This is a genomic window from Fodinibius salicampi (genome assembly GCF_039545095.1).
Classification (GTDB): Bacteria; Bacteroidota; Rhodothermia; order Balneolales; family Balneolaceae; genus Fodinibius; species Fodinibius salicampi.
On sequence record NZ_BAABRS010000002.1, the window covers coordinates 396950 to 415521 of the forward strand.

Genomic DNA, 18572 nt, shown 5'->3' on the forward strand with positions numbered 1-18572 from the left:
AAGAAAAGAATATCAAAAACCGATTCGAAGATTACATCTGTAACTTGCAAGATGAAATCTGTGATCGATTGGAGCAGATCGATGGAAAGGCACGGTTCCGCCACGACGATTGGGAGCGAGATGGCGGAGGCGGAGGACACACCCGTATTATTGAAAAAGGCGATTACTTTGAAAAAGGGGGAGTGAATATATCCTCTGTACATGGAGAATTGCCCGAGCTCATTCGAAAACGTTTTGAGGTAGAACAGGGCTGGTTTTGGGCAGGTGGGATTTCACTGGTTATTCATCCCCAAAACCCAATGGTGCCGACGGTACACGCGAATTTTCGTTATTTTGAACTGTACGATGATGCCGGGATGAGTGAAATACGGGATCGCTGGTTTGGCGGCGGTGCAGATTTGACTCCTTATTATCTTTGGGATGAAGATGCCGTACATTTTCATCGAGTCCTGAAAACGGCCTGTGATAAACATGGCAAGGAATTATATCCCAAGTTTAAAAAAGAGTGTGACGAGTATTTTTATAACGATCACCGCTCGGAGGGACGTGGTATTGGTGGATTGTTTTTTGATTACCTGCGTCCTACTAAAGAACGATCTGCGGGAGAGTGGTATAAATTTACAACAGAAGTGGGCACTGCTTTCCTGGATAGCTATGTGCCCATTGTTGAACGAAGAAAGGATGAGCCTTATAATGAGCGGCAGCGCTATTTTCAGGAAATCCGGCGTGGCAGATATGTGGAGTTTAATTTGATCCATGATCGTGGTACCTTGTTCGGTCTGAAAACCGACGGGCGAACGGAGTCAATTTTGATGAGTTTGCCACCGCGCGTTCGATGGGATTATGATTTCGAAATAGAAGAAGGAAGCCGTGAAGCGTATCTTCTTGATCGCTTAAAAAATCCCATTGACTGGATTGCATATGGTGAGAACGAGAATTTTTAAATGTGAATAAAAATAAGTTGGATCGTAACGCGATACGACCCAACAGTTATTATTTATAATTATGACACACGGACAATTTCCATATATTCGGGGACGAAGATTGCGTGCGAGTGCGGCTATCCGCGAAATGGTGGCCGAGCACAATCTTAAACCCGCTGATTTTATCGCTCCCGTTTTTGTAATGGAGGGGAAAGGTAAGAAGGTGGAAATTCCTTCTATGCCGGATTACTATCGTTATACACTGGATCTGTTGATGGATGAAATCCGGGAGCTCAAAGAAGTGGGTATCCGGTCGGTATTAGTGTTTGCGAAGGTGCCCGATGAGTTGAAAGATAACAAAGGAACTGAGGCGCTTAATCCCGATGGACTGATGCAACGGGCGGTACGAGCAATCAAAGATGAGTTTCCTCAAATGTTGGTAATGACCGATATTGCGATGGATCCGTATTCGAGTTACGGTCATGATGGCATTGTTGAAGATGGTGAAATCCTAAATGATGAATCCGTTGAAGTGTTATCAAAGATGGCGGTAAGTCATGCCAAAGCAGGAGCTGATATGGTCGCGCCATCTGATATGATGGATGGCCGCATCGGGGCCATGCGTAAAGCATTGGATCAGGAAGGATTTGAACACACTGGAATTATGGCCTATAGCGCCAAATATGCTTCCAGCTATTACGGACCTTTCCGCGATGCCCTGGATTCTGCACCCGGGTTTGGGGATAAGAAGACCTATCAAATGGATCCGGCTAATGTCAGGGAGGCAATTAAAGAAGCAAAACTGGACGAACAGGAAGGCGCTGATATCGTGATGGTCAAGCCCGGATTACCCTATATGGATGTAATTCGGGCCGTTAAGGAGAACATTGGGGTACCAGTTTCTGTATATAATGTTTCAGGTGAATATGCTATGTTAAAGGCTGCTGCTGAAAAAGGGTGGCTTAATGAAGAAGAAGCAATGATGGAAGCACTTGTTGGCTTTAAACGGGCTGGTGCTGATTTAATAGCTACGTATTTTGCCAAGGTAGCTTCAAAGATATTGAATAATAAAAAATAATCATCTCGACCGTAAGGGAGAGATCTTTGTTAGTAGAAATAGAACACGGATTTTCACTACGTTCGAAATGACAGAGAATTTATTTTAGAATATGTTAGAAACAAGTAAAGAATTATTTGAACGAGCTAAGCAATCCATTCCCGGTGGAGTAAACTCTCCCGCACGCGCTTTTAACTCCGTAGGCGGATCACCGGTATTTATGGAAAAAGCTGAAGGATCGATTCTCACTGATGTAGATGGTAAAGAATATATAGATTATGTGGGGTCTTGGGGACCAATGATTCTGGGACATGCTTATGAGCCAGTTATCGAAGCGGTTCAGGAAACAGCAGCCAAATCAACTTCATTTGGGGCGCCGACTGAACTGGAAGTTAAAATGGCGGAGTTGGTTAAGCGTATGGTACCGGGCGTGGATAAGATTCGCATGGTAAATTCCGGGACCGAAGCATGCATGAGCGCTATCCGTGTGGCCCGGGGATATACCGGGCGAGATAAAGTGATCAAGTTTCAAGGGAACTATCACGGTCATGGGGATTCCTTCCTTATTAACGCCGGTAGCGGCGCTCTCACACTCGGTACTCCCAGTAGCCCGGGGGTAACCGAAGGAACTGCAAATGATACATTAACAGCGGACTATAACGATTTAAATTCAGTAAAGCAGCTGCTGAATGAATTTGAAGATGAGGTCGCTGCTATTATTGTAGAGCCTGTAGCCGGAAATATGGGGTGCATTCCTCCCCAGAAGGGATTTTTGAGCGGGCTCCGTGAACTTTGTAATGGCCATGATGTTGTGCTTATCTTTGATGAAGTAATGACCGGTTTCCGTGTAGCTCAGGGGGGTGCCCAGCAACGTTATGGAGTTACCGCTGATTTGGTCACCTATGGCAAAATAATTGGTGCCGGTTTACCGGTCGGGGCTTTTGGCGGAAAGGAAGAGATCATGCAAGTAGTGTCACCCGACGGGCCTGTTTACCAGGCTGGTACGCTTTCTGGTAATCCGCTGGCGATGATTGCCGGTTACACGCTTTTGTCTGAATTACATGAAAACCCTGTACATTATGATGAATTGGAGGAAAAGACTACCTATCTGTATACCGGATTATCCGAAGTTTTTACTGACTATGATGTGCCGGTACATTTAAATCGTGTTGGTTCTATGCTGGGCTTTTTCTTTACGGAAGAAGAAGTTGTTAATTTTGAGACGGCAAATACCACAGATCAAGAATTGTTTAAAGCCTTTTTCCATGCCATGCTTAAGAATGGTATTTATTTACCTCCTTCTCCCTTCGAGTCGCTGTTTTTAGCAAATTCACTGACAAAAGAGATGCTGGATCAAACACTGGATGCTGCTGGTGCATCGATAGAGCAAGCTCTTAATAAGATATAAGTATCGGATATATGGGAGAATTTATTGAAAAAATGAAAGAAAGATGGGGAGTGGAAACGCTGGGAAGTGTTTTGATAATCCTGGTTATTTTTTCTATAACAGGGATATCGGTGCTCTTTGTTAGAAGTGCCGCCTTTAGCTGGTTGGGGATAGATGGGGAGACTCCTCTTTGGATTGAAATCGTGGCTTGGATCATCATTGTCTTTCCTGCCTACCAGCTACTTTTTTTATTTTATGGCTTTATACTGGGACAGTTTGAATTTGTATGGAATTTTGAAAAGAAAAGCCTCCTCCGTATAAAAAGCTTGTTTATCAGAGAGAAGAGCTAGTCCTCCATTTTTTCAAGCTTTTTCTGTTTCTTACGGGCAAGAGAATCTACGACTAAGCTATAAGAATCCTTGATCCATTCTTTAATAAGCTCATCATCAAGATCTTCATTGAGATATATAGTGTTCCAGTGCCGTTTATCCATATATGCAGCCGGTTGAACTTCCTCATAAAGATCCCGAAGCATAGCTGCTTTAACCGGATCACATTTAATTTCTATGCTTTCAAAATTGTCTGTGTCGGTTATGGCAAAAACCTCATCCATAACATTAATAGCTAAAATGTTATTATCATCGAAGGGATAATCTTCTGATGTACCGTTGAATGATAGACAAAACTTTTTAAAATCCTTTAACTTCATGAAGGTAATTATATGTGATAGATTATTGGCGTTAGCTAATTTTTGTAGTAAAAAATGAGTTAGTTGTTAACCATTTTGTAGTCATTTATAAATTCATTAATCAACCCTTTTGCAGATTCATTAATGACATCTAGCTGATCATATGATACAAGTCCCAAAGTTGCAGTCTCCCAAGTGTTTGCAGTTGTTTGAAGATCCCTGTTTAGACTTAGTTTTACCGGCTGGTAGAAATATACATTAATAGCAAAGGGAATAAGTCCCCGTCCGGCATTCATAGCATTAATATGAACGTAAAGAAGAGGAAATTGATCCGATTCCTTGAGCTTTTTTTCAGAGATAACCGTTATATTGTTATCATTCAGCAATTGTTCTCCCATTTTCTGCAAAGAGGATATATCAATTTCTTCAGCTTCTATGAGCGAAGATGGTGCTTCATAATTAACAGAAAAACCCATCGACTGTATCCCTTTAAGAGAGCTACGTTCCCTGTCAACTTCATTCTGGGCCTGTAAAAGCATGGGGAAAAGTCCCAAAAAAAGCATGATCAATATCCTATGTGTGTATTTTTTAAGCATGCTGGTGAACAAACAGGCTGATTTATTACAGTATATTGCAAAACTGTGCCAGAGAATATCTTACAAGCAGCAGTCAGGGCTTTTGAGAGCACTTTTATAATTAATGTAAAGATATAATAATGAATGGGAACTGCAAGTATAAGTTTATAGTCTGTAATATTGTAATACTACGTTTTTAAAAACCTTTCCAGACAGCTATGGCAAGGAGTAGCCACGAGAGGATAAAGCATATGCCACCTACAGGTGTAATAGCACCGAGCCAGCGTAATCCCATGGTTGACAACAGGTATAAACTTCCCGAAAAGATGATGATTCCGGCCACCATTAAAATACCTGACCAGTATAGCAGGCTGGAATTGGGTAGGTATTGCGCCGTTATACCTACAATGAATAATCCAATAGCATGGTAGAAGTGGTATTGGACACCTGTTTTGAAAATTTCCATCATCTCTTCGGAGAGTATACTCTTTAGACCATGAGCTCCAAATGCCCCTATCATAACCCCCAAAGCCATAATGATAGATCCCAGTATTAAAAATAGTTTTTGCATAGCTTATTTTTTGCAACTAAAACTGATACTTAACTTGGCCGTTACATAAATTACTGTCGTAAAAATACCCGATGTAAATGAAGAAATAATGAATGCGACAGGTGGGCGGATATTTATCCTTTAAATCCTACTTCTTTATGTGTGCCATCGCAGAACGGTTTGGCAGACGACTGGCCACAGCGGCACAGCGCTATATTTTTTGTACTACTTACCGGTTGGGCTGTAATAGAAAATACTTGGTACTCACCTTCAATTAAGGCAGGTCCGTTTTTCATCAACTTTATAATGAGTGGATTTTCACTGTCTTCCTTTTCTTCTGTAGGTGATTCCAGTTTTTCGGGATCAAAAGCCGCAGGCGCTTCAAAAAGTATATCCCGGTGTGAATTATCACAGAGCGGCTTGTTGTCAGACTGTCCGCAACGGCATAATGCCATACGAGTATCTTTGAGTACCGTTTCTCCTTCGGCATTTCGTACTTCTATATTTCCCCGAAAGTAAACCGGTCCATCGGGTGAGATAATAATGGCATTCTGAGGTTCCGGTTGTTCTTCCGAATCAGCATCGCGGTATTTTAAAGCCCCGGTGGGACAGCTCTGTACTACCCGCTTAATCTGGGTTATAGTTGCATTTTCAGGTTGGATCCAGGGCCTTTTATCAGGATTAAAAACGGAGGGAAGGTTTTTTACACATTCAGCAGCATGGATACACCGTTCCTGGTCGTATTCAACAGTAATATCATCCGTTTCGTAATTGTGAATATTTAATTTCATGGAAGCTTTGCTATTTCAGAATTGATAAGATTACCTTAATCATGGTTAGTTACTATACAATACAAAGCAATTACTTTCAAAAGTCCATTGGGTTAGGATACTTAAATTTATAGTTGAGAACTTGTTTTAGTTTCTGGTTGGAAACGACTTTATAGCCTTCCTCTTCATCTTCTGCGTATTGTGGTGGTGGTAAATCCCGCTCTCTGGCTACAGCCGGATAATACATTCTTTTAGGGGGATGGGCATCTGAAACACCATTAAAGACGTCGTTGCGGATATCCCGATCAATAATTTCCCGAATAATTCCTATACAATCATCCCGATGAATTAAGTTAACAGGAGCATTCCCTTTTTTGAGATTCTTACGTCCCGACAAATGAGTAACCGGGTGACGATCGTAGCCATAAAGTCCTCCGAACCTAATAATAGTCGTATCAAATGCGGGTTGCTGCTGTAAAAGCTTTTCGGCTGTTAAGAGAGCATTTCCGGAGTTTCGGGCTGCTTTGCCCGGCTGGGCATCTTCTTCGGTAACAATGCCTGGTTTGGGAGGGTAGACTGAAGTAGAGCTTACAAAGATAAGATGAGATATCGTTGAGTCTTCTAGCTGTTTTATAATAGCTTTTATCTGTTGTTCATGGAAGGTCTCGACGTTATCTCGTTTACGTCCCGGAGGGATATTCAGGATTAGCAGATCTGAATCCCAAAAGCTTTGATTTGCTTCTTTATTTATTTCAGGATTGAAATTAATTAAGTAGGGGGTAATATTTTTGCCCTTGAGAAGTGCTAGTTTATCGGATCTGGTAGTCGATCCTTTAATCATATTGTCTTTGTCGCGAAGCTGCTCTCCAAGAGGAAGGCCCAGCCACCCACATCCTAAAATGCTAATTACCATAATAGATAGGTCTTAAAAATGGTTTGTCCGGAAAGGACATTTGCTATTAAGATTTGTTAGTGCAAGGAACATCTGAAATATAATTAAGTATCATAAAGTAACGAATTGCTATCACAGCTATTAATGTTAACTAATAATTTTTAACAGTCAAATACTATGAAACATACTATTTTATCAGTCATTGTATTGTCCTTTGCGTTGCTATTTTCGGCTTGCTCCGAAAATTCTCAGGAAGAGGCTAGTCAGATGCAGGAAAACGCGGAGCAGACAACCGAGGACGCTATGAATTCCATGCAGGATCAAATGGACTCAATGAGTGAGGAATTTGTGAGCGAACTGGAGCAACTGGAGCAAGAGCTTGATAAAGAGATGGCACAGATTGAGGAAGCCATTAATGATCAATCAGAAGAGATCGAGCCCGAAGTTGAAGAACGATGGAATAATCTGAAGGAACAGAGAGAGCAGCTTAATGCCACTTACGAAGAGGTGAAATCCGGTTCAATTGAGAACCTTGAATCCATAAAAAGTGATTTGAAAGATCAATACTCAAGCTTTAAAGAAGATCTCCAGGAATTAAAAGCAGATTTGGGGATAGAAAAGTCTCAATAGCTAATAGTTTTTTCTTAGTGAATGGAGTAAAAGGCCCGATTTCATGATCGGGCCTTTTGTATAAATATTCAGTTGAAAAATAATGTACTGCAGATCTTTCAGGGATTTACTCTTCATCCATATAAGGATAGGTCCAATCTTTGGCCGGTACGGTTGTTTCTTTTATGGATCGAACCGATATCCAGCGCATTAGGTTGGCAGCACTGCCGGCTTTGTCGTTGGTTCCGGATTTTCGGGCACCTCCAAAAGGTTGCTGGTTGACAATAGCTGCGGTCGGTTTATCATTGATGTAAAAATTACCGGCGGCCTGACGCAGATAATCGGCCATCTTCTTAAGCGCATAGCGCTCTTGGGCAAATATAGCACCAGTTAATGCATATGGGGAGGTATTATCGCAGAGTTCCAGCGTTTCCTCGAATTTTTCATCTTCATAGACATAAACGGTAAGTACCGGACCAAAAATTTCTTCCTCCATAGTCTTAAATTTTGGATCATGGGCCAGCACTAACGTCGGTTCTACAAAGTATCCTTCGGAGTCATCATAATTACCGCCATAGAGAATTTCACCGTCGTCCGACTCTTTCACGTAGTCGATATACGAAGTGATATTGTCGAATGCTTTCTGGTCGATTACTGCCCCCATAAAGTTAGTGAAGTCTTCTACATCGCCATAGTTTACATCCTTAACTTCATCGAGGAATTTGTCACGAAATTCATCCCATATCGAGTCGGGGATATACATGCGGGAGGCCGCCGAGCATTTTTGACCTTGGTATTCATAAGCGGCCCGAATAGCAGCAATAACTACGGCATCGACATCCGCTGATTCATGAGCAAAGATGAAATCTTTACCGCCTGTTTCACCAACAATGCGTGGATACGTATTATATTTTTCGATATTCTCAGCAATACTTTTCCAAAGGTATTGGAAAGTATTGGTAGATCCGGTGAAATGTAATCCCGATAGGTGTTCACTTTTAATAACCGGATCGCCCACGTCTGCACCGCTACCTGGCAGAAAGTTAATGACCCCATCAGGCATTCCTGCTTCTTTCAATACTTTCATTATAAAGTAGCTGGAATAAATAGAGGAAGTTGCGGGCTTCCAGAGGGAAACGTTACCGCAGAGGGCAGGAGCCAGCGGCAAATTTCCGGCTATGGCCGTAAAGTTAAAGGGGGTAACTGCAAACACAAAACCTTCGAGTGGGCGGTATTCCATGCGGTTCCACATGCCCTCTGGAGAGTAGGGCTGCTTTTCATAGATTTCCTGCAGGTAATAGGCATTAAATCGCAGGAAATCAGCAAATTCTCCTACTGCTTCAATTTCGGACTGATGCGGGGTTTTGGACTGCCCCAACATGGTAGAGGCGTTCATGGTGTATCGGTAAGGACCGGTAACAAGGTCAGCAGCCTTTAAGTAGATGGAGGCGCGTTCTTCCCACGGCATGTCAGCCCATTGTTTGCGTGCTTCCAAGGCTGCCTCTATAGCCATATCCACCTCTTTTTGGCCACATAAATGAACGGTTCCTAACTTGTGGCTGTGGTTGTGAGGCATTACCACATCCTCTTGTCGATCAGTTTTTACTTCCTTGCCGCCGATAATGGCCGGAATTTGAATTTCTTGATTCTTTAAACGATTGATCTCTTCACGTAACTCTTCGCGTTCGGGAGTGCCTGGGGCGTACGAGTTATATGACTCGTTCTCCGGTTCCCGAATTTCAAAAAATGCATTAGACATAATTCTGTGTTGCTTTGTTTTCGGATTTTCTTGACTGCGGAATACTTATTTTTTCAATATTGTAAGGTATAAAAAATTTTACAGAATTGATGGCATGGTCATTCATCAACTGGAAAGTGATTCAAGAAATGTTTCGGTCTTTTTAGCAGTTTTGAATCCGGATAGAATACAATCAGGTACGGAAACTCCGCCTCGGAAATTACCATCCAGAAAAAGACCGTTATGCTTTTTTTCGATCTCTTCGATCTGCTTTAAATACTGGTCGTATCCTACCTCATACTGAGGGATATTTTTTTTCCAATAGCGATGATGAGTAAAAATCGGATCGCCTGAAATATTAAGCAATTCCCCTATTTCATCCATAATAATAGATTGAAGCTCCTGCTTAGGCTTGGAAGCCAGCCCGGGATTTCGGGCACCTCCAATAAAACAAGTCAACAGCTCATGATCCTTGGGTACCCGATTCGGGAAGAGGGTGGATGAAAAAAGTACACCCAGAGTCCGGCGATCTTCCACTTCGGGAATAAGCATTCCAAAGCCGTCCAATGGGTGTTCGATTTGACTAGATCTGAATCCCAGTGCGATTACGCTTATTGGAGCATAAGGAAGCTCGTTTAGTTCGTCGGGTATCGATATATTGAAGATCGAAGAAAGGCTGTGGGCAGGTAGGGTTGAAATGATAACATCGTGGGTCTGAGTAAAAGGCATACCCTTAGTATTGCCACCTACTTCCCAATGGGAATCTTTATTAGTAATAGAGGTTATTTCAGTCTCTATATCAATGGTCCCGGAAATAGCTCCGGCCATAGCTTTTGGGAGCGTTTGGTTGCCTTCTTTGAAAGAGATGAGCGACCGTTTTATTGATGAATTCTTCCGATCTCGCTTGATAGCTCCTTTGAGGAGACTGCCATGCTCCTGCTCCATTTCCCAGAGTGGGGCAAAGGTGTGCTTAACGGACAATTTTTTTGGATCTCCTGCATAAATACCAGATACGAAAGGATTAATGGCATAATCCAGCGGTTCGGAACCAAGTCGGCGGCTAATAAAGGAAGCGATTGATTCGTCCGATTGCTCTTGCTTTGCCACAAAAGGTTCTTTAAGAAGTCGGAACTTAGCGTTTAAGGAGAGTAGGCTTGTTTTTAGAAAATCAGAAACAGATAAAGGGAGAGGGATTGGACGATTATTCTTAACAACATAACGTTTTTTAGCAATATTGTTGGCTTCTACTATTATGTCATTAAGTCCTAGACTGTCAAGAAGCTCCCATAATTCCGGCGATTTAATCATTAATGTATTGGGACCTTCTTCAACTAACCAGTCATTAATAGAAGCAGTTTTAATAGCTCCCCCTACTACGGCCTCTTTTTCGTAAACCGTTACGTTAATATTCTTTTGTGATAAAGCATATGCGGTACTAAGTCCCGATATGCCAGCTCCCAAAATACCAACCGTTGAATTTTTTTTAGTCATTGTGTAAGAAAATCTATACTTTTGGCATCTTAATTAGAACTAATCTAAATTAATGCATGCCTGTTTTTGTCAATCAAAACCAGGATAAGTTTATTAATAATAGGCATTACATATAAATGAACAGTGAAGAACAGACAATGAATATGATGAATTATTTTTCAACAACAATATTAGTAGTACTATCTGCAGTTATACTAACTGCTTGTGGTGGATCAACTGATAGTGACGAGCTGATAGTATATTCGGGACGAAGCCAAGCATTAGTGGATCCCTTGGTGGATGATTTTAAAGAACAGACGGGTATAGATATAAAGGTTCGATACGGCAATGATGCAGAACTGCTTGCAGTAATGAGCGAAGAGGGAGACCAAAGTCCCGCTGATGTCTATTGGGCCAATACTACCGGTGCACTGGCAAATGCATCCCAGCAGGAGATGTTGACGACCTTGCCAGATTCACTGATTTCAAAACCAGCAGCATACAGATCTTCTTCCGGGAAGTGGGTTCCTGTGACAGTCCGATTTCGAGTATTAGCTTATAATCCTGCAAATGTTGATACATCCGATCTTCCCGGCTCGGTGCTTGATTTACCCGAAATGGAAGAGCTCCAGGGACGTGTTGGATGGACGCCTACCTACTCCAGCTTTTACGATTTTATCACGGCATTACGACTTACTGAAAGTGATGAAGTTGCTAAGAATTGGCTCAATAATATGCAATCGCTAGATCCCAAAGCCTACAGCTCAAATACGCCGATGGTACAGGCAATTTTAGCGGGAGAAATTGATATGGGGCTTACAAATCACTACTACGTAATCCAGACAAAATACGGCGGTAAGGAAGGATATTTTGAGGATCATGAGCACTATGGTGAAGCAGAGCCAGATCCCAATGCCAGTATTGAGACCTATCACTTTGCAAAAGGTGATATTGGTAACTTGGCATTGGTAACGGGAGCGTCTCAACTTCAGACAGCGGATAGTCCGGAGCTAGCCCAAAGATTCTTGAGTTTTTTGCTGTCAAAACAGGCACAGGAGTATGCCGCCGAATCGGTTAATGAATATCCGGTGATGGATAATGTGGCACTTCCCGATTATATGCTGGAAGCGGATGAAGCTCTACAGTTGAGTCCCGATTATGACTTTGAACAGTTACAGCAGCTCGAAGGTACGCTGAATCTTCTTCGTGAGGTTGGAATAATTTAAAGTTGACAAGAGATTTAATTAGTAAAGCCCTGTCCGTTTTTTCGGCAGGGCTTTTTTATTTTTAGAGGCTTTGCAAAGCCTCCTTTATATATGTATAGGTCACTTAAAGACGAGGGTTAACTACATTGTTATAAATAGAGCCAAAGCTGAATTCAAGTCCAAAACGCACCTCGTACGAATAAGAAGTAAGCCGTTGACGAAGGTTAAGCAGCTGCTCTTCGTCTGTGATGTCTCCTGCAGGTATGGAAAGCTGATTATTGATCCATGCATATTCACCAGAGATATAAAACGAGAGTCCGCGAAAGACTCGAAAGTCAAGCTGAACTTCTGTATCGAGTCGATTTTTGTTAAAATCATGAAGAAAAGCAGAGGCATTTATGTTTGCTTCAAATTCTCCCCAGGGCTGAGTGAATTCAATATCAGAACTCAGCTGTTGTCGCATTAGCCGTTCAGAGTTTTTACCATAAATTGTGATATCATTGTAATCATAATACCCACCAGTTAACCTGTACATAAATGTAATTTGTCGTTCTGTGAATTCACGGTAGGGAAAAACACTGTATTCTACAGCGGGACTTCCTTCGATACGCAGATCATAATTGTTCCGGGTAGAATGACCTACTCTTGTGAAAATGCCCGCCGACCAATGGTCACTCAGACTTTTAACTAATAACAGATCGGCGCCACGACTTTCTCTTATAAAGGTTCTGGTTTCTTCGTCGTCCTCAAAGGTTTGACGCTCGTAAAACTGACTTACATCAAATTCAAATTTCCATTCCGGTGTTATTCGCTCAGCACTTATACGGCCCCTGAGCCCGAACTCTTTCTCAGATTCCTCCCCTTCAATGTCAGTATCAGCCCGTATATCAAACACCCAGTAATTCCAACTGTCACTTTCTGCGTCTGACTGGGAACTCCCTTCTGTAGCCTCATAATTAATATTCAGCTCATCAGCGATAGGCCGATCAATCAGGTAGAAAAACAGGCCTCTTTTAATGTATCGGTTAAGGCCAATGCGCTCCTCATCCTGAGTATCTGATTCTGCGGCAAAGTAAGTAAGGGTTCGATCCACTCCCTTAAACTCATTGCCACCAATAAATTTTAGAGTGTATTCCTCTCCGCCACTACCTGTTCGCTGATTTGTTATCAGAAGATGAACATCGGCATCTTCTTGATTTCGTACGTAGTTGACAAAATTAATTTCGTCTCGAACGTAACCTTCATCGCATGCCCGGCGACAATCCAGATATACATCAATCGTTTTTGTAGAATCTTGAGCAAGTAATGTTTCGGGTACAAAAAAGAGGAGTAGCGCAAAAAGAGGATATAGATATGCTTTATGCATTATTTTTTAAAACTATTTAGAGACATCATAATCTCTGTTTCAAGATTTCTATTTTTACCCCGCAAACGGATACAAGTATAAAGAAAAGACTTAATAAAATTTTGTAATAAGATTTAAAGAAAACCAATACAGTAAAAATCCTTACCTATGTGGGGTGCTTAATTAGTATAAGAGCGCAATATGTACTAAACATGAATGAAATCTGTACTAAAACTGAAGATTTGAATTGTTCAGGGTCAGTTATATTCCCTATATGTATTATTAAATTTGAATCCCCAGAGAAATATAGAAGTTGCGAACTTTGGCAGGAATGATGCCCGGTCCCGGATAGCCGGTAGCGCGACGCGTAAAATATTTTTCATCAGTAAGATTATTTACCCCGGCTTCCAGGTTAAGACGATCAAAGTGGTATTGAGCCGAAAAATCCATCACTTGATAAGCAGGAATGATGCCCTCAATAGCTGTTGGAGTGCGGTGGGCATTGGAAGCATCCGAAAAATGTTCAGCCACGTAGGTATATTGATAAGAAGCCTCAAAGCCCGCTTTAGAGAAGGTAAGACCTGTTTTAAGATTAAAGGGAGGAACAAGTTCTACTTCGTTGCCCTCAATGCCATTTTCATTGGAATTCGTATATGTAGCATTTATAACCGCCAGATTGGTAAACAGGGAAAGGCGCGCATCCCGGGTAGAACCAAAGAGTGAAAGTAAATCTACTTCCGTAAACGATTCGATACCGTAAATTTTGGCATCGGCGATATTGGTACGATAGCGAAAAGTACGGTCAACGAGGCCATTAAATTTAGGATTTGGCTCAGTGCGTAATACGGTGCCAATGCGATCCTCATATGAAAGGTGGAAACCGGTAATATCATAGCTAAAGAGATCATCAATTTGACCCCGAATACCCAGATCCAAATTAAACCCCCGTTCGTCTTGCATGTTCGGGTCCACTTCAAGATTGCCTACATCCACTCGGATATCATTAAAATTAATAGCCCGATAATTCTGCGAGTAGTTAGCATAGAGTTCGAGCTGGCTGTCATGACGATAACTTGAGCCCACACCAAAAAACAGGAACGAGCGCTCCCGGCTTCGCTCTTCTTCAATACGTTCATCCATAAGAATGTTACCCGCCAGATCTTTGACTATATTGCGATAGTAGCCGTCAGCTTCGGTGTTGATATATTCAAACCTTGCACCGGGAGTTATGCTAAATTTAGGAGTGATATTGAAAATATTTTCAACAAATATAGAGCGGTTTTGACTAGGCAGGTCAAAATCTGATCCTTTTAAATTATCCGGATTTAAATACCGGAATTCCGGTTTGCTTCCATCGGATCCGTTTCCCTGCCGTCGGTGCGTATAACCATTGTAGATCCTTGTGCCGACCAAAAAGACCGAAAGTTCGTTGAGTAGGGGATAGCGATGTATAAGGCGCATTTCGTTACCCCAATTTTGGAAGTCGTCTTTTAACAGATCACGCTCACCTCCCTGATCAAGCCGGTCAATTCGCTGAAGGTTGCCGAGGGCATCACGTCCTGCAACTAACCCAAAAAAGCGACTATTAATTCGAGTCTTGCTATTGAAAATATAATCGGCGTCCAAGGCAAATAGATTCCAGTTGACTTTAAACCAGTTTCGCTCCCGATGTGACTGGCTGGGATCGTTACGGAATTGGGCGTCGGTTAGTCCACCGGGTTGATGCGCCAGATAATACATATGGGTGTATTCGGGTGTAATAGTAAAATCAGGTGTTATATCAATATCAAAAGAAAGGTAAGCCGTATGTTGGTCAAGTTCGGAATTGGGACGCCAGCCGTTACTGGTTTTGTACTGGTAAAACCCATAATAATTTATGTCGGCCGTAGAGCCACCTGCACTATTGAAAGAATTGAAAAGTCCGAATGAACCATAGGATTGTGTGCTTTTAAGTTGAAAGGGGGTGTTCTGGGGACCATCCTTAAACTCAAAATTGAGCATGCCTCCAAACTGCGTTCCATACTGAAGGGAAGCAGCTCCACGTATGATTTCAATCCGTTCAAGCGCCTGAACGGGCGGCGTATAATAACTTTCGGGATAGCCGAGTGCATCGGCGGCAATATCGTATCCATTTTGGCGGGTATTAAAATTGGAGTTACGCTTTGGACTCAGACCCCGTCCGCCCACGCTGGTTTGAATTCCGGCATCATCGCTTTGCCAGATATTAAGTCCCGGTACTTTGGCATAGACCTGCCGGCTGTTGTTGCTGGCCTTGTTCAGGGTCATGTCTTCAATTACAAGGACTTCATTCTTTTTACTTTCATTGATGGAAACCCCTTCAACTGATTGAAGCCGTGTAATGCCACTCGTGGATTCATTCTCTCCTCCTACAATGACTTCCTCGAGCATATTTCCCAGCATTTTAAGCTGGAAGTCTTGAATTATATCAGAATTTTTAAGAATAACTTCCCTGCTTTGGGTTCTTTTCCCTGGGTAATAGACGATAACTTGATATTGACCGGCTGCCAAATTCTTAATTTCGTAATAACCTTTTTTATTGGTTGTGGTTTTAGATTGATATTGAATCGGCAAGGTATGTTCGTTGTTATCCTGTTTGTTATCAGCAAGATAAATATCAGCATTAACAATGGGATTTCCACTGTTATCTGTTACTGTACCGGACAGGGTATAGTTTTGAGCCATGACGCTACTGGTACAGAAACATATGAGCAGAGAGACTAATAAGGGAAAAAATGTGCTGTACTTCATTATTGCAGACTTCTGAACCAATTTTGTTGATTTTCGTTAAATGGAAGGATCCAGTCTTTATGGGTAAATCCGCGATCCTGATTCGTTAGGTCTACATCAGAATTAATCATCGGTTGACTGCGTCGACCATTGAGCGTCACATAGCTTTCGGCAGTAATTTTGATATCATTAATGCCTTGTTTCTGATATTCATCTTCGAGGTAATGGGCAAATTGTAGAATCATATCGGGCTGAGTAGACATCATTTTTTCCTGGTTGGGTGTCAGGTATTTATAATTTCGTACCTGCCATTGACGGTCGGTAGCAGGATCGGTAACGTTAAAAGTAATGTGTCCCGCTTTTTCCATTAGCATAACGCGCCACGAAAAACGATATCCCTGCTCCGTCCAGAACAGGTGGCCGGGATAAAGGGCAAAACGTAACGGAACTAAAAGCTGCAGTATGAAGTGAATAATCAAAATCCCGCCAATAACATTTGTACTGTTTTTACTAAGCTGAAATTCTTCACTTTTTTTGGGAGTCGGTTCAGAATTGGGAACAGAAAAGGGCAGAAGCTTCCTTAAACCGGAAATGGCCCCAATAATTTTTTGGTGGAAATCGGCGGAGAAGAAAATGAGCGTACACAAGATCATGATAAAGGGAAACATGCCGATCTGGAACAGGAAATAGGTCATCATATGGAAGATGATGACTGTTATGTAAGCGAAAATCCGTGTAGGCTTCCAGAGCAGAAAGAAGGCAATCGTTAGGTCATAAACCGCTCCGGCCCAGCTGAAAATGTAAGCGGTAGAAGTGTATTCCAGCAGGGGACCGATAATCGGGAGATCGGCGTTGGCAGGGAGCCAGATTCGCATGGGCATGGCGTTAACCAGCCAGTCTGGATTGAGTTTGGCCGCCCCGGCAAAAAAGTAAACAAGTCCCAGTTGCAGTTTAAAGATGTTAACCGTCCAGGCCGGTACGTATTCTTTGCGTAGGGATGGCTTGCGGAGTACATCGAGTGAGAAGCTGTGGTGGGCCGGGACCCACATCAGCAAAAAACTAATAATGCTTACAAAATAATAGTGGTTGAGATAGTTGGTTTTGTCAATGAGCTCGACATAGGTAAAGCACAGAAAAAAAAGGATGATTCCAAAGCGGTAATAGTAGCCCAGCATGACCGACAGGGCTGCGAGTCCCATTACAAAAAAGAGCAGGTACATCCCCGTTTCGCCCAGCGGGGTGACCCAGTCGAAGCCATAGTAGGTGAAAAAATAGTCTGGTTCTACATAAAGCTCATAAATCCACCCTTTAAGTGTAAAGCGGATGATGCTCACCAGCATGATGAATCCGAAGAGGAATCGGAAAACCGCCAGGGGTGCGATTGATACTTGCGGCGTAATATACTTTTTTACCGATTCGGGAATCATTAGGAGTTAGTCACCGTCGTTGTCTTGGTATGTAATTGTAATACCCAGTGCTGAAGTCATATCAGCTTTCAGCATTGAAACGAGGGCGTGAAGTTCTTCAAAAGAAGTTAACACCGCTTCATTATTATTTTCGATTTGTTGCGAAAGCGGATCGCTGAGCTGTTCAAGTGCCGACTGAGCATCTCCAATCTGCGACTTGATATCACTAGTAAGCTCTTCCGTATCAAAATCTACCCTATTATTAATAGAGACAAGGTTGTCATCCAAGCCTTTGCCACCAGCCCCTGCAAAAATTTGCTCTATTTGATTTAGGTTTGCAATCGCCAGTTCCACTGAATATCCACCATAATAGGCTTCAACGGCTTTTGGGCGTGGATTACCGGCACTGCGTACTCCTGCAGGGATTCCTATTTTGCCGTCGCGCAGGAATCGCTCGTAATGGCGCACATAGTGATTAATAAGCATACCTAGTGAGCTTCCCGCATCAGTACCGGCGTTTTCCTGGCTTAAAAACATTCCGATATAGTCGCCGCCAGAGGACTGCCATTCGCTGGTGGCCGTATCGATTTTATCTTTTACAAAAGTGATATTGTCGAGCAGGTAAGTCATGCGATTTTCGGCCTCGGCATCGGTTGTATACATGGCCAGAATTTCTTCATTGCTCTCGCCCACGCCGTGGAGTAAGTATCCCAGGGTGGGGAGTCCCGCTATATCCTGGTTATCGATACCACCAAAAGAATAATCACCGGAAGAGATATTGTCATTTATTTCATTGTCGTCAACCGGATAGGTGTTGATAGATGATCGCAGCAGAATGGATTCTGCCGGGCCAAATTGAAAAGGGCTGACATCCTGCCAGGCTATTCGAGCGTCTTTTAAAGCTACTTGTAGATTTTCCAGTTGTTCAAGGGTGCGTTCGTTTTCAAAATCTTGAGCTGCAACCTGTAATTCCTTGACAGCGGTTTGTATTTCCTCAAAGGCAGGTAGAATAATATTGTTACCGTAGTTGTTGAGCATCTCGGACCGGTCGGAATTATCTTGTTCATCCGGAGATGTACTGTTACTACATGCTGCAAATGATAGCGAGAGCATCAGTATAGCGGAAAAATAAGTGATTCTTGAGTGTATCATCATAGGGAATGAATGTTTTAAATGAACCGAACCTTGCCGAAATTATTTACCGGCAAA

At 42.4% G+C, this 18572-nt stretch carries 17 protein-coding genes; 6 read left to right on the forward strand and 11 right to left on the reverse strand.

Features of this window, described 5'->3' with window-relative positions; all coding sequences use genetic code 11:
- Positions 1 to 11 precede the first annotated feature (11 nt).
- The 4 genes from hemF (at position 12) to ABEB05_RS09575 (ending at position 3717) form a co-directional block, all read left to right on the forward strand.
- The gene (gene hemF, locus ABEB05_RS09560; RefSeq protein WP_345694280.1) at positions 12 to 944 is read left to right on the forward strand and encodes an oxygen-dependent coproporphyrinogen oxidase; all 933 of its coding nucleotides are present in this window, start codon (positions 12 to 14) and stop codon (positions 942 to 944) included.
- A gap of 61 nt (positions 945 to 1005) precedes the next feature.
- On the forward strand, positions 1006 to 2001 hold the full coding sequence (hemB, locus tag ABEB05_RS09565) for a porphobilinogen synthase (RefSeq protein ID WP_265789666.1): 996 nt from the start codon (positions 1006 to 1008) through the stop codon (positions 1999 to 2001).
- 91 nt (positions 2002 to 2092) lie between these two features.
- Positions 2093 to 3388, forward strand: coding sequence for a glutamate-1-semialdehyde 2,1-aminomutase (hemL, locus tag ABEB05_RS09570; RefSeq protein ID WP_265789668.1), 1296 nt, complete (start codon positions 2093 to 2095; stop codon positions 3386 to 3388).
- Positions 3389 to 3399: 11 nt separating this feature from the next.
- Positions 3400 to 3717 (forward strand): DUF6787 family protein, encoded by a 318-nt coding sequence (locus ABEB05_RS09575; RefSeq protein ID WP_265789670.1) that lies wholly within the window; start codon positions 3400 to 3402, stop codon positions 3715 to 3717.
- Here ABEB05_RS09575 and ABEB05_RS09580 read toward each other — a convergent pair.
- From ABEB05_RS09580 to ABEB05_RS09600, 5 genes are all read right to left on the reverse strand, one after another.
- Positions 3714 to 4076, reverse strand: a complete 363-nt coding sequence (locus ABEB05_RS09580) for an MmcQ/YjbR family DNA-binding protein (RefSeq protein ID WP_265789672.1) — start codon at positions 4074 to 4076, stop codon at positions 3714 to 3716. The two genes, ABEB05_RS09575 and ABEB05_RS09580, sit on opposite strands and share 4 nt — an antisense overlap.
- A 59-nt stretch (positions 4077 to 4135) precedes the next feature.
- A complete protein-coding gene (locus ABEB05_RS09585) occupies positions 4136 to 4618 on the reverse strand; it encodes a hypothetical protein (protein WP_265789673.1) in 483 nt (160 codons plus the stop codon).
- 208 nt (positions 4619 to 4826) lie between these two features.
- The gene (locus ABEB05_RS09590) at positions 4827 to 5201 is read right to left on the reverse strand and encodes a DUF423 domain-containing protein (RefSeq protein ID WP_265789675.1); all 375 of its coding nucleotides are present in this window, start codon (positions 5199 to 5201) and stop codon (positions 4827 to 4829) included.
- 113 nt (positions 5202 to 5314) lie between these two features.
- Entirely contained in the window at positions 5315 to 5971 is a 657-nt protein-coding gene (locus tag ABEB05_RS09595) for a CDGSH iron-sulfur domain-containing protein (protein WP_265789677.1), read from the reverse strand.
- 76 nt (positions 5972 to 6047) lie between these two features.
- The gene (locus ABEB05_RS09600) at positions 6048 to 6863 is read right to left on the reverse strand and encodes an NAD(P)H-binding protein (RefSeq protein ID WP_265789678.1); all 816 of its coding nucleotides are present in this window, start codon (positions 6861 to 6863) and stop codon (positions 6048 to 6050) included.
- A 156-nt stretch (positions 6864 to 7019) separates the two neighbouring features.
- Here ABEB05_RS09600 and ABEB05_RS09605 point away from each other — a divergent pair, with 156 nt between their 5' ends.
- The gene (locus ABEB05_RS09605; protein WP_265789679.1) at positions 7020 to 7472 is read left to right on the forward strand and encodes a hypothetical protein; all 453 of its coding nucleotides are present in this window, start codon (positions 7020 to 7022) and stop codon (positions 7470 to 7472) included.
- Positions 7473 to 7578: 106 nt separating this feature from the next.
- Here ABEB05_RS09605 and pruA read toward each other — a convergent pair whose 3' ends face one another.
- Positions 7579 to 9210 carry an L-glutamate gamma-semialdehyde dehydrogenase gene (gene pruA / locus ABEB05_RS09610; protein WP_265789680.1) on the reverse strand — a complete coding sequence of 544 codons (1632 nt, stop codon included), beginning with the start codon at positions 9208 to 9210 and terminating at the stop codon, positions 7579 to 7581.
- A 105-nt stretch (positions 9211 to 9315) separates the two neighbouring features.
- The gene (gene hemG / locus ABEB05_RS09615; protein WP_265789681.1) at positions 9316 to 10680 is read right to left on the reverse strand and encodes a protoporphyrinogen oxidase; all 1365 of its coding nucleotides are present in this window, start codon (positions 10678 to 10680) and stop codon (positions 9316 to 9318) included.
- A 143-nt stretch (positions 10681 to 10823) separates the two neighbouring features.
- On the opposite strand from hemG, the gene ABEB05_RS09620 reads away from it, so the two are divergent.
- On the forward strand, positions 10824 to 11885 hold the full coding sequence (locus tag ABEB05_RS09620) for an iron ABC transporter substrate-binding protein (protein WP_265789683.1): 1062 nt from the start codon (positions 10824 to 10826) through the stop codon (positions 11883 to 11885).
- A 103-nt stretch (positions 11886 to 11988) separates the two neighbouring features.
- Here ABEB05_RS09620 and ABEB05_RS09625 read toward each other — a convergent pair whose 3' ends face one another.
- The 4 genes from ABEB05_RS09625 to ABEB05_RS09640 form a co-directional block, all read right to left on the reverse strand.
- Entirely contained in the window at positions 11989 to 13230 is a 1242-nt protein-coding gene (locus ABEB05_RS09625) for a hypothetical protein (RefSeq protein WP_265789684.1), read from the reverse strand.
- A gap of 261 nt (positions 13231 to 13491) precedes the next feature.
- Entirely contained in the window at positions 13492 to 15912 is a 2421-nt protein-coding gene (locus ABEB05_RS09630) for a TonB-dependent receptor (RefSeq protein ID WP_265789685.1), read from the reverse strand.
- 65 nt (positions 15913 to 15977) lie between these two features.
- Positions 15978 to 17384 (reverse strand): HTTM domain-containing protein, encoded by a 1407-nt coding sequence (locus tag ABEB05_RS09635; RefSeq protein WP_265789686.1) that lies wholly within the window; start codon positions 17382 to 17384, stop codon positions 15978 to 15980.
- 6 nt (positions 17385 to 17390) lie between these two features.
- A complete protein-coding gene (locus tag ABEB05_RS09640; protein ID WP_265789687.1) occupies positions 17391 to 18518 on the reverse strand; it encodes an imelysin family protein in 1128 nt (375 codons plus the stop codon).
- Positions 18519 to 18572: the final 54 nt, after the last annotated feature.

Coding starts and splice junctions, on each gene's coding strand:
- hemB (WP_265789666.1), top strand. CDS start 1,006: ATGACACACGGACAATTTCCATATATTCGGGGACGAAGATTGCGTGCG.
- hemL (WP_265789668.1), top strand. CDS start 2,093: ATGTTAGAAACAAGTAAAGAATTATTTGAACGAGCTAAGCAATCCATT.
- ABEB05_RS09575 (WP_265789670.1), top strand. CDS start 3,400: ATGGGAGAATTTATTGAAAAAATGAAAGAAAGATGGGGAGTGGAAACG.
- ABEB05_RS09580 (WP_265789672.1), bottom strand. CDS start 4,076: ATGAAGTTAAAGGATTTTAAAAAGTTTTGTCTATCATTCAACGGTACA.
- ABEB05_RS09585 (WP_265789673.1), bottom strand. CDS start 4,618: ATGCTTTTTTTGGGACTTTTCCCCATGCTTTTACAGGCCCAGAATGAA.
- ABEB05_RS09590 (WP_265789675.1), bottom strand. CDS start 5,201: ATGCAAAAACTATTTTTAATACTGGGATCTATCATTATGGCTTTGGGG.
- ABEB05_RS09595 (WP_265789677.1), bottom strand. CDS start 5,971: ATGAAATTAAATATTCACAATTACGAAACGGATGATATTACTGTTGAA.
- ABEB05_RS09600 (WP_265789678.1), bottom strand. CDS start 6,863: ATGGTAATTAGCATTTTAGGATGTGGGTGGCTGGGCCTTCCTCTTGGA.
- ABEB05_RS09605 (WP_265789679.1), top strand. CDS start 7,020: ATGAAACATACTATTTTATCAGTCATTGTATTGTCCTTTGCGTTGCTA.
- pruA (WP_265789680.1), bottom strand. CDS start 9,210: ATGTCTAATGCATTTTTTGAAATTCGGGAACCGGAGAACGAGTCATAT.
- hemG (WP_265789681.1), bottom strand. CDS start 10,680: ATGACTAAAAAAAATTCAACGGTTGGTATTTTGGGAGCTGGCATATCG.
- ABEB05_RS09620 (WP_265789683.1), top strand. CDS start 10,824: ATGATGAATTATTTTTCAACAACAATATTAGTAGTACTATCTGCAGTT.
- ABEB05_RS09625 (WP_265789684.1), bottom strand. CDS start 13,230: ATGCATAAAGCATATCTATATCCTCTTTTTGCGCTACTCCTCTTTTTT.
- ABEB05_RS09630 (WP_265789685.1), bottom strand. CDS start 15,912: ATGGCTCAAAACTATACCCTGTCCGGTACAGTAACAGATAACAGTGGA.
- ABEB05_RS09635 (WP_265789686.1), bottom strand. CDS start 17,384: ATGATTCCCGAATCGGTAAAAAAGTATATTACGCCGCAAGTATCAATC.
- ABEB05_RS09640 (WP_265789687.1), bottom strand. CDS start 18,518: ATGATGATACACTCAAGAATCACTTATTTTTCCGCTATACTGATGCTC.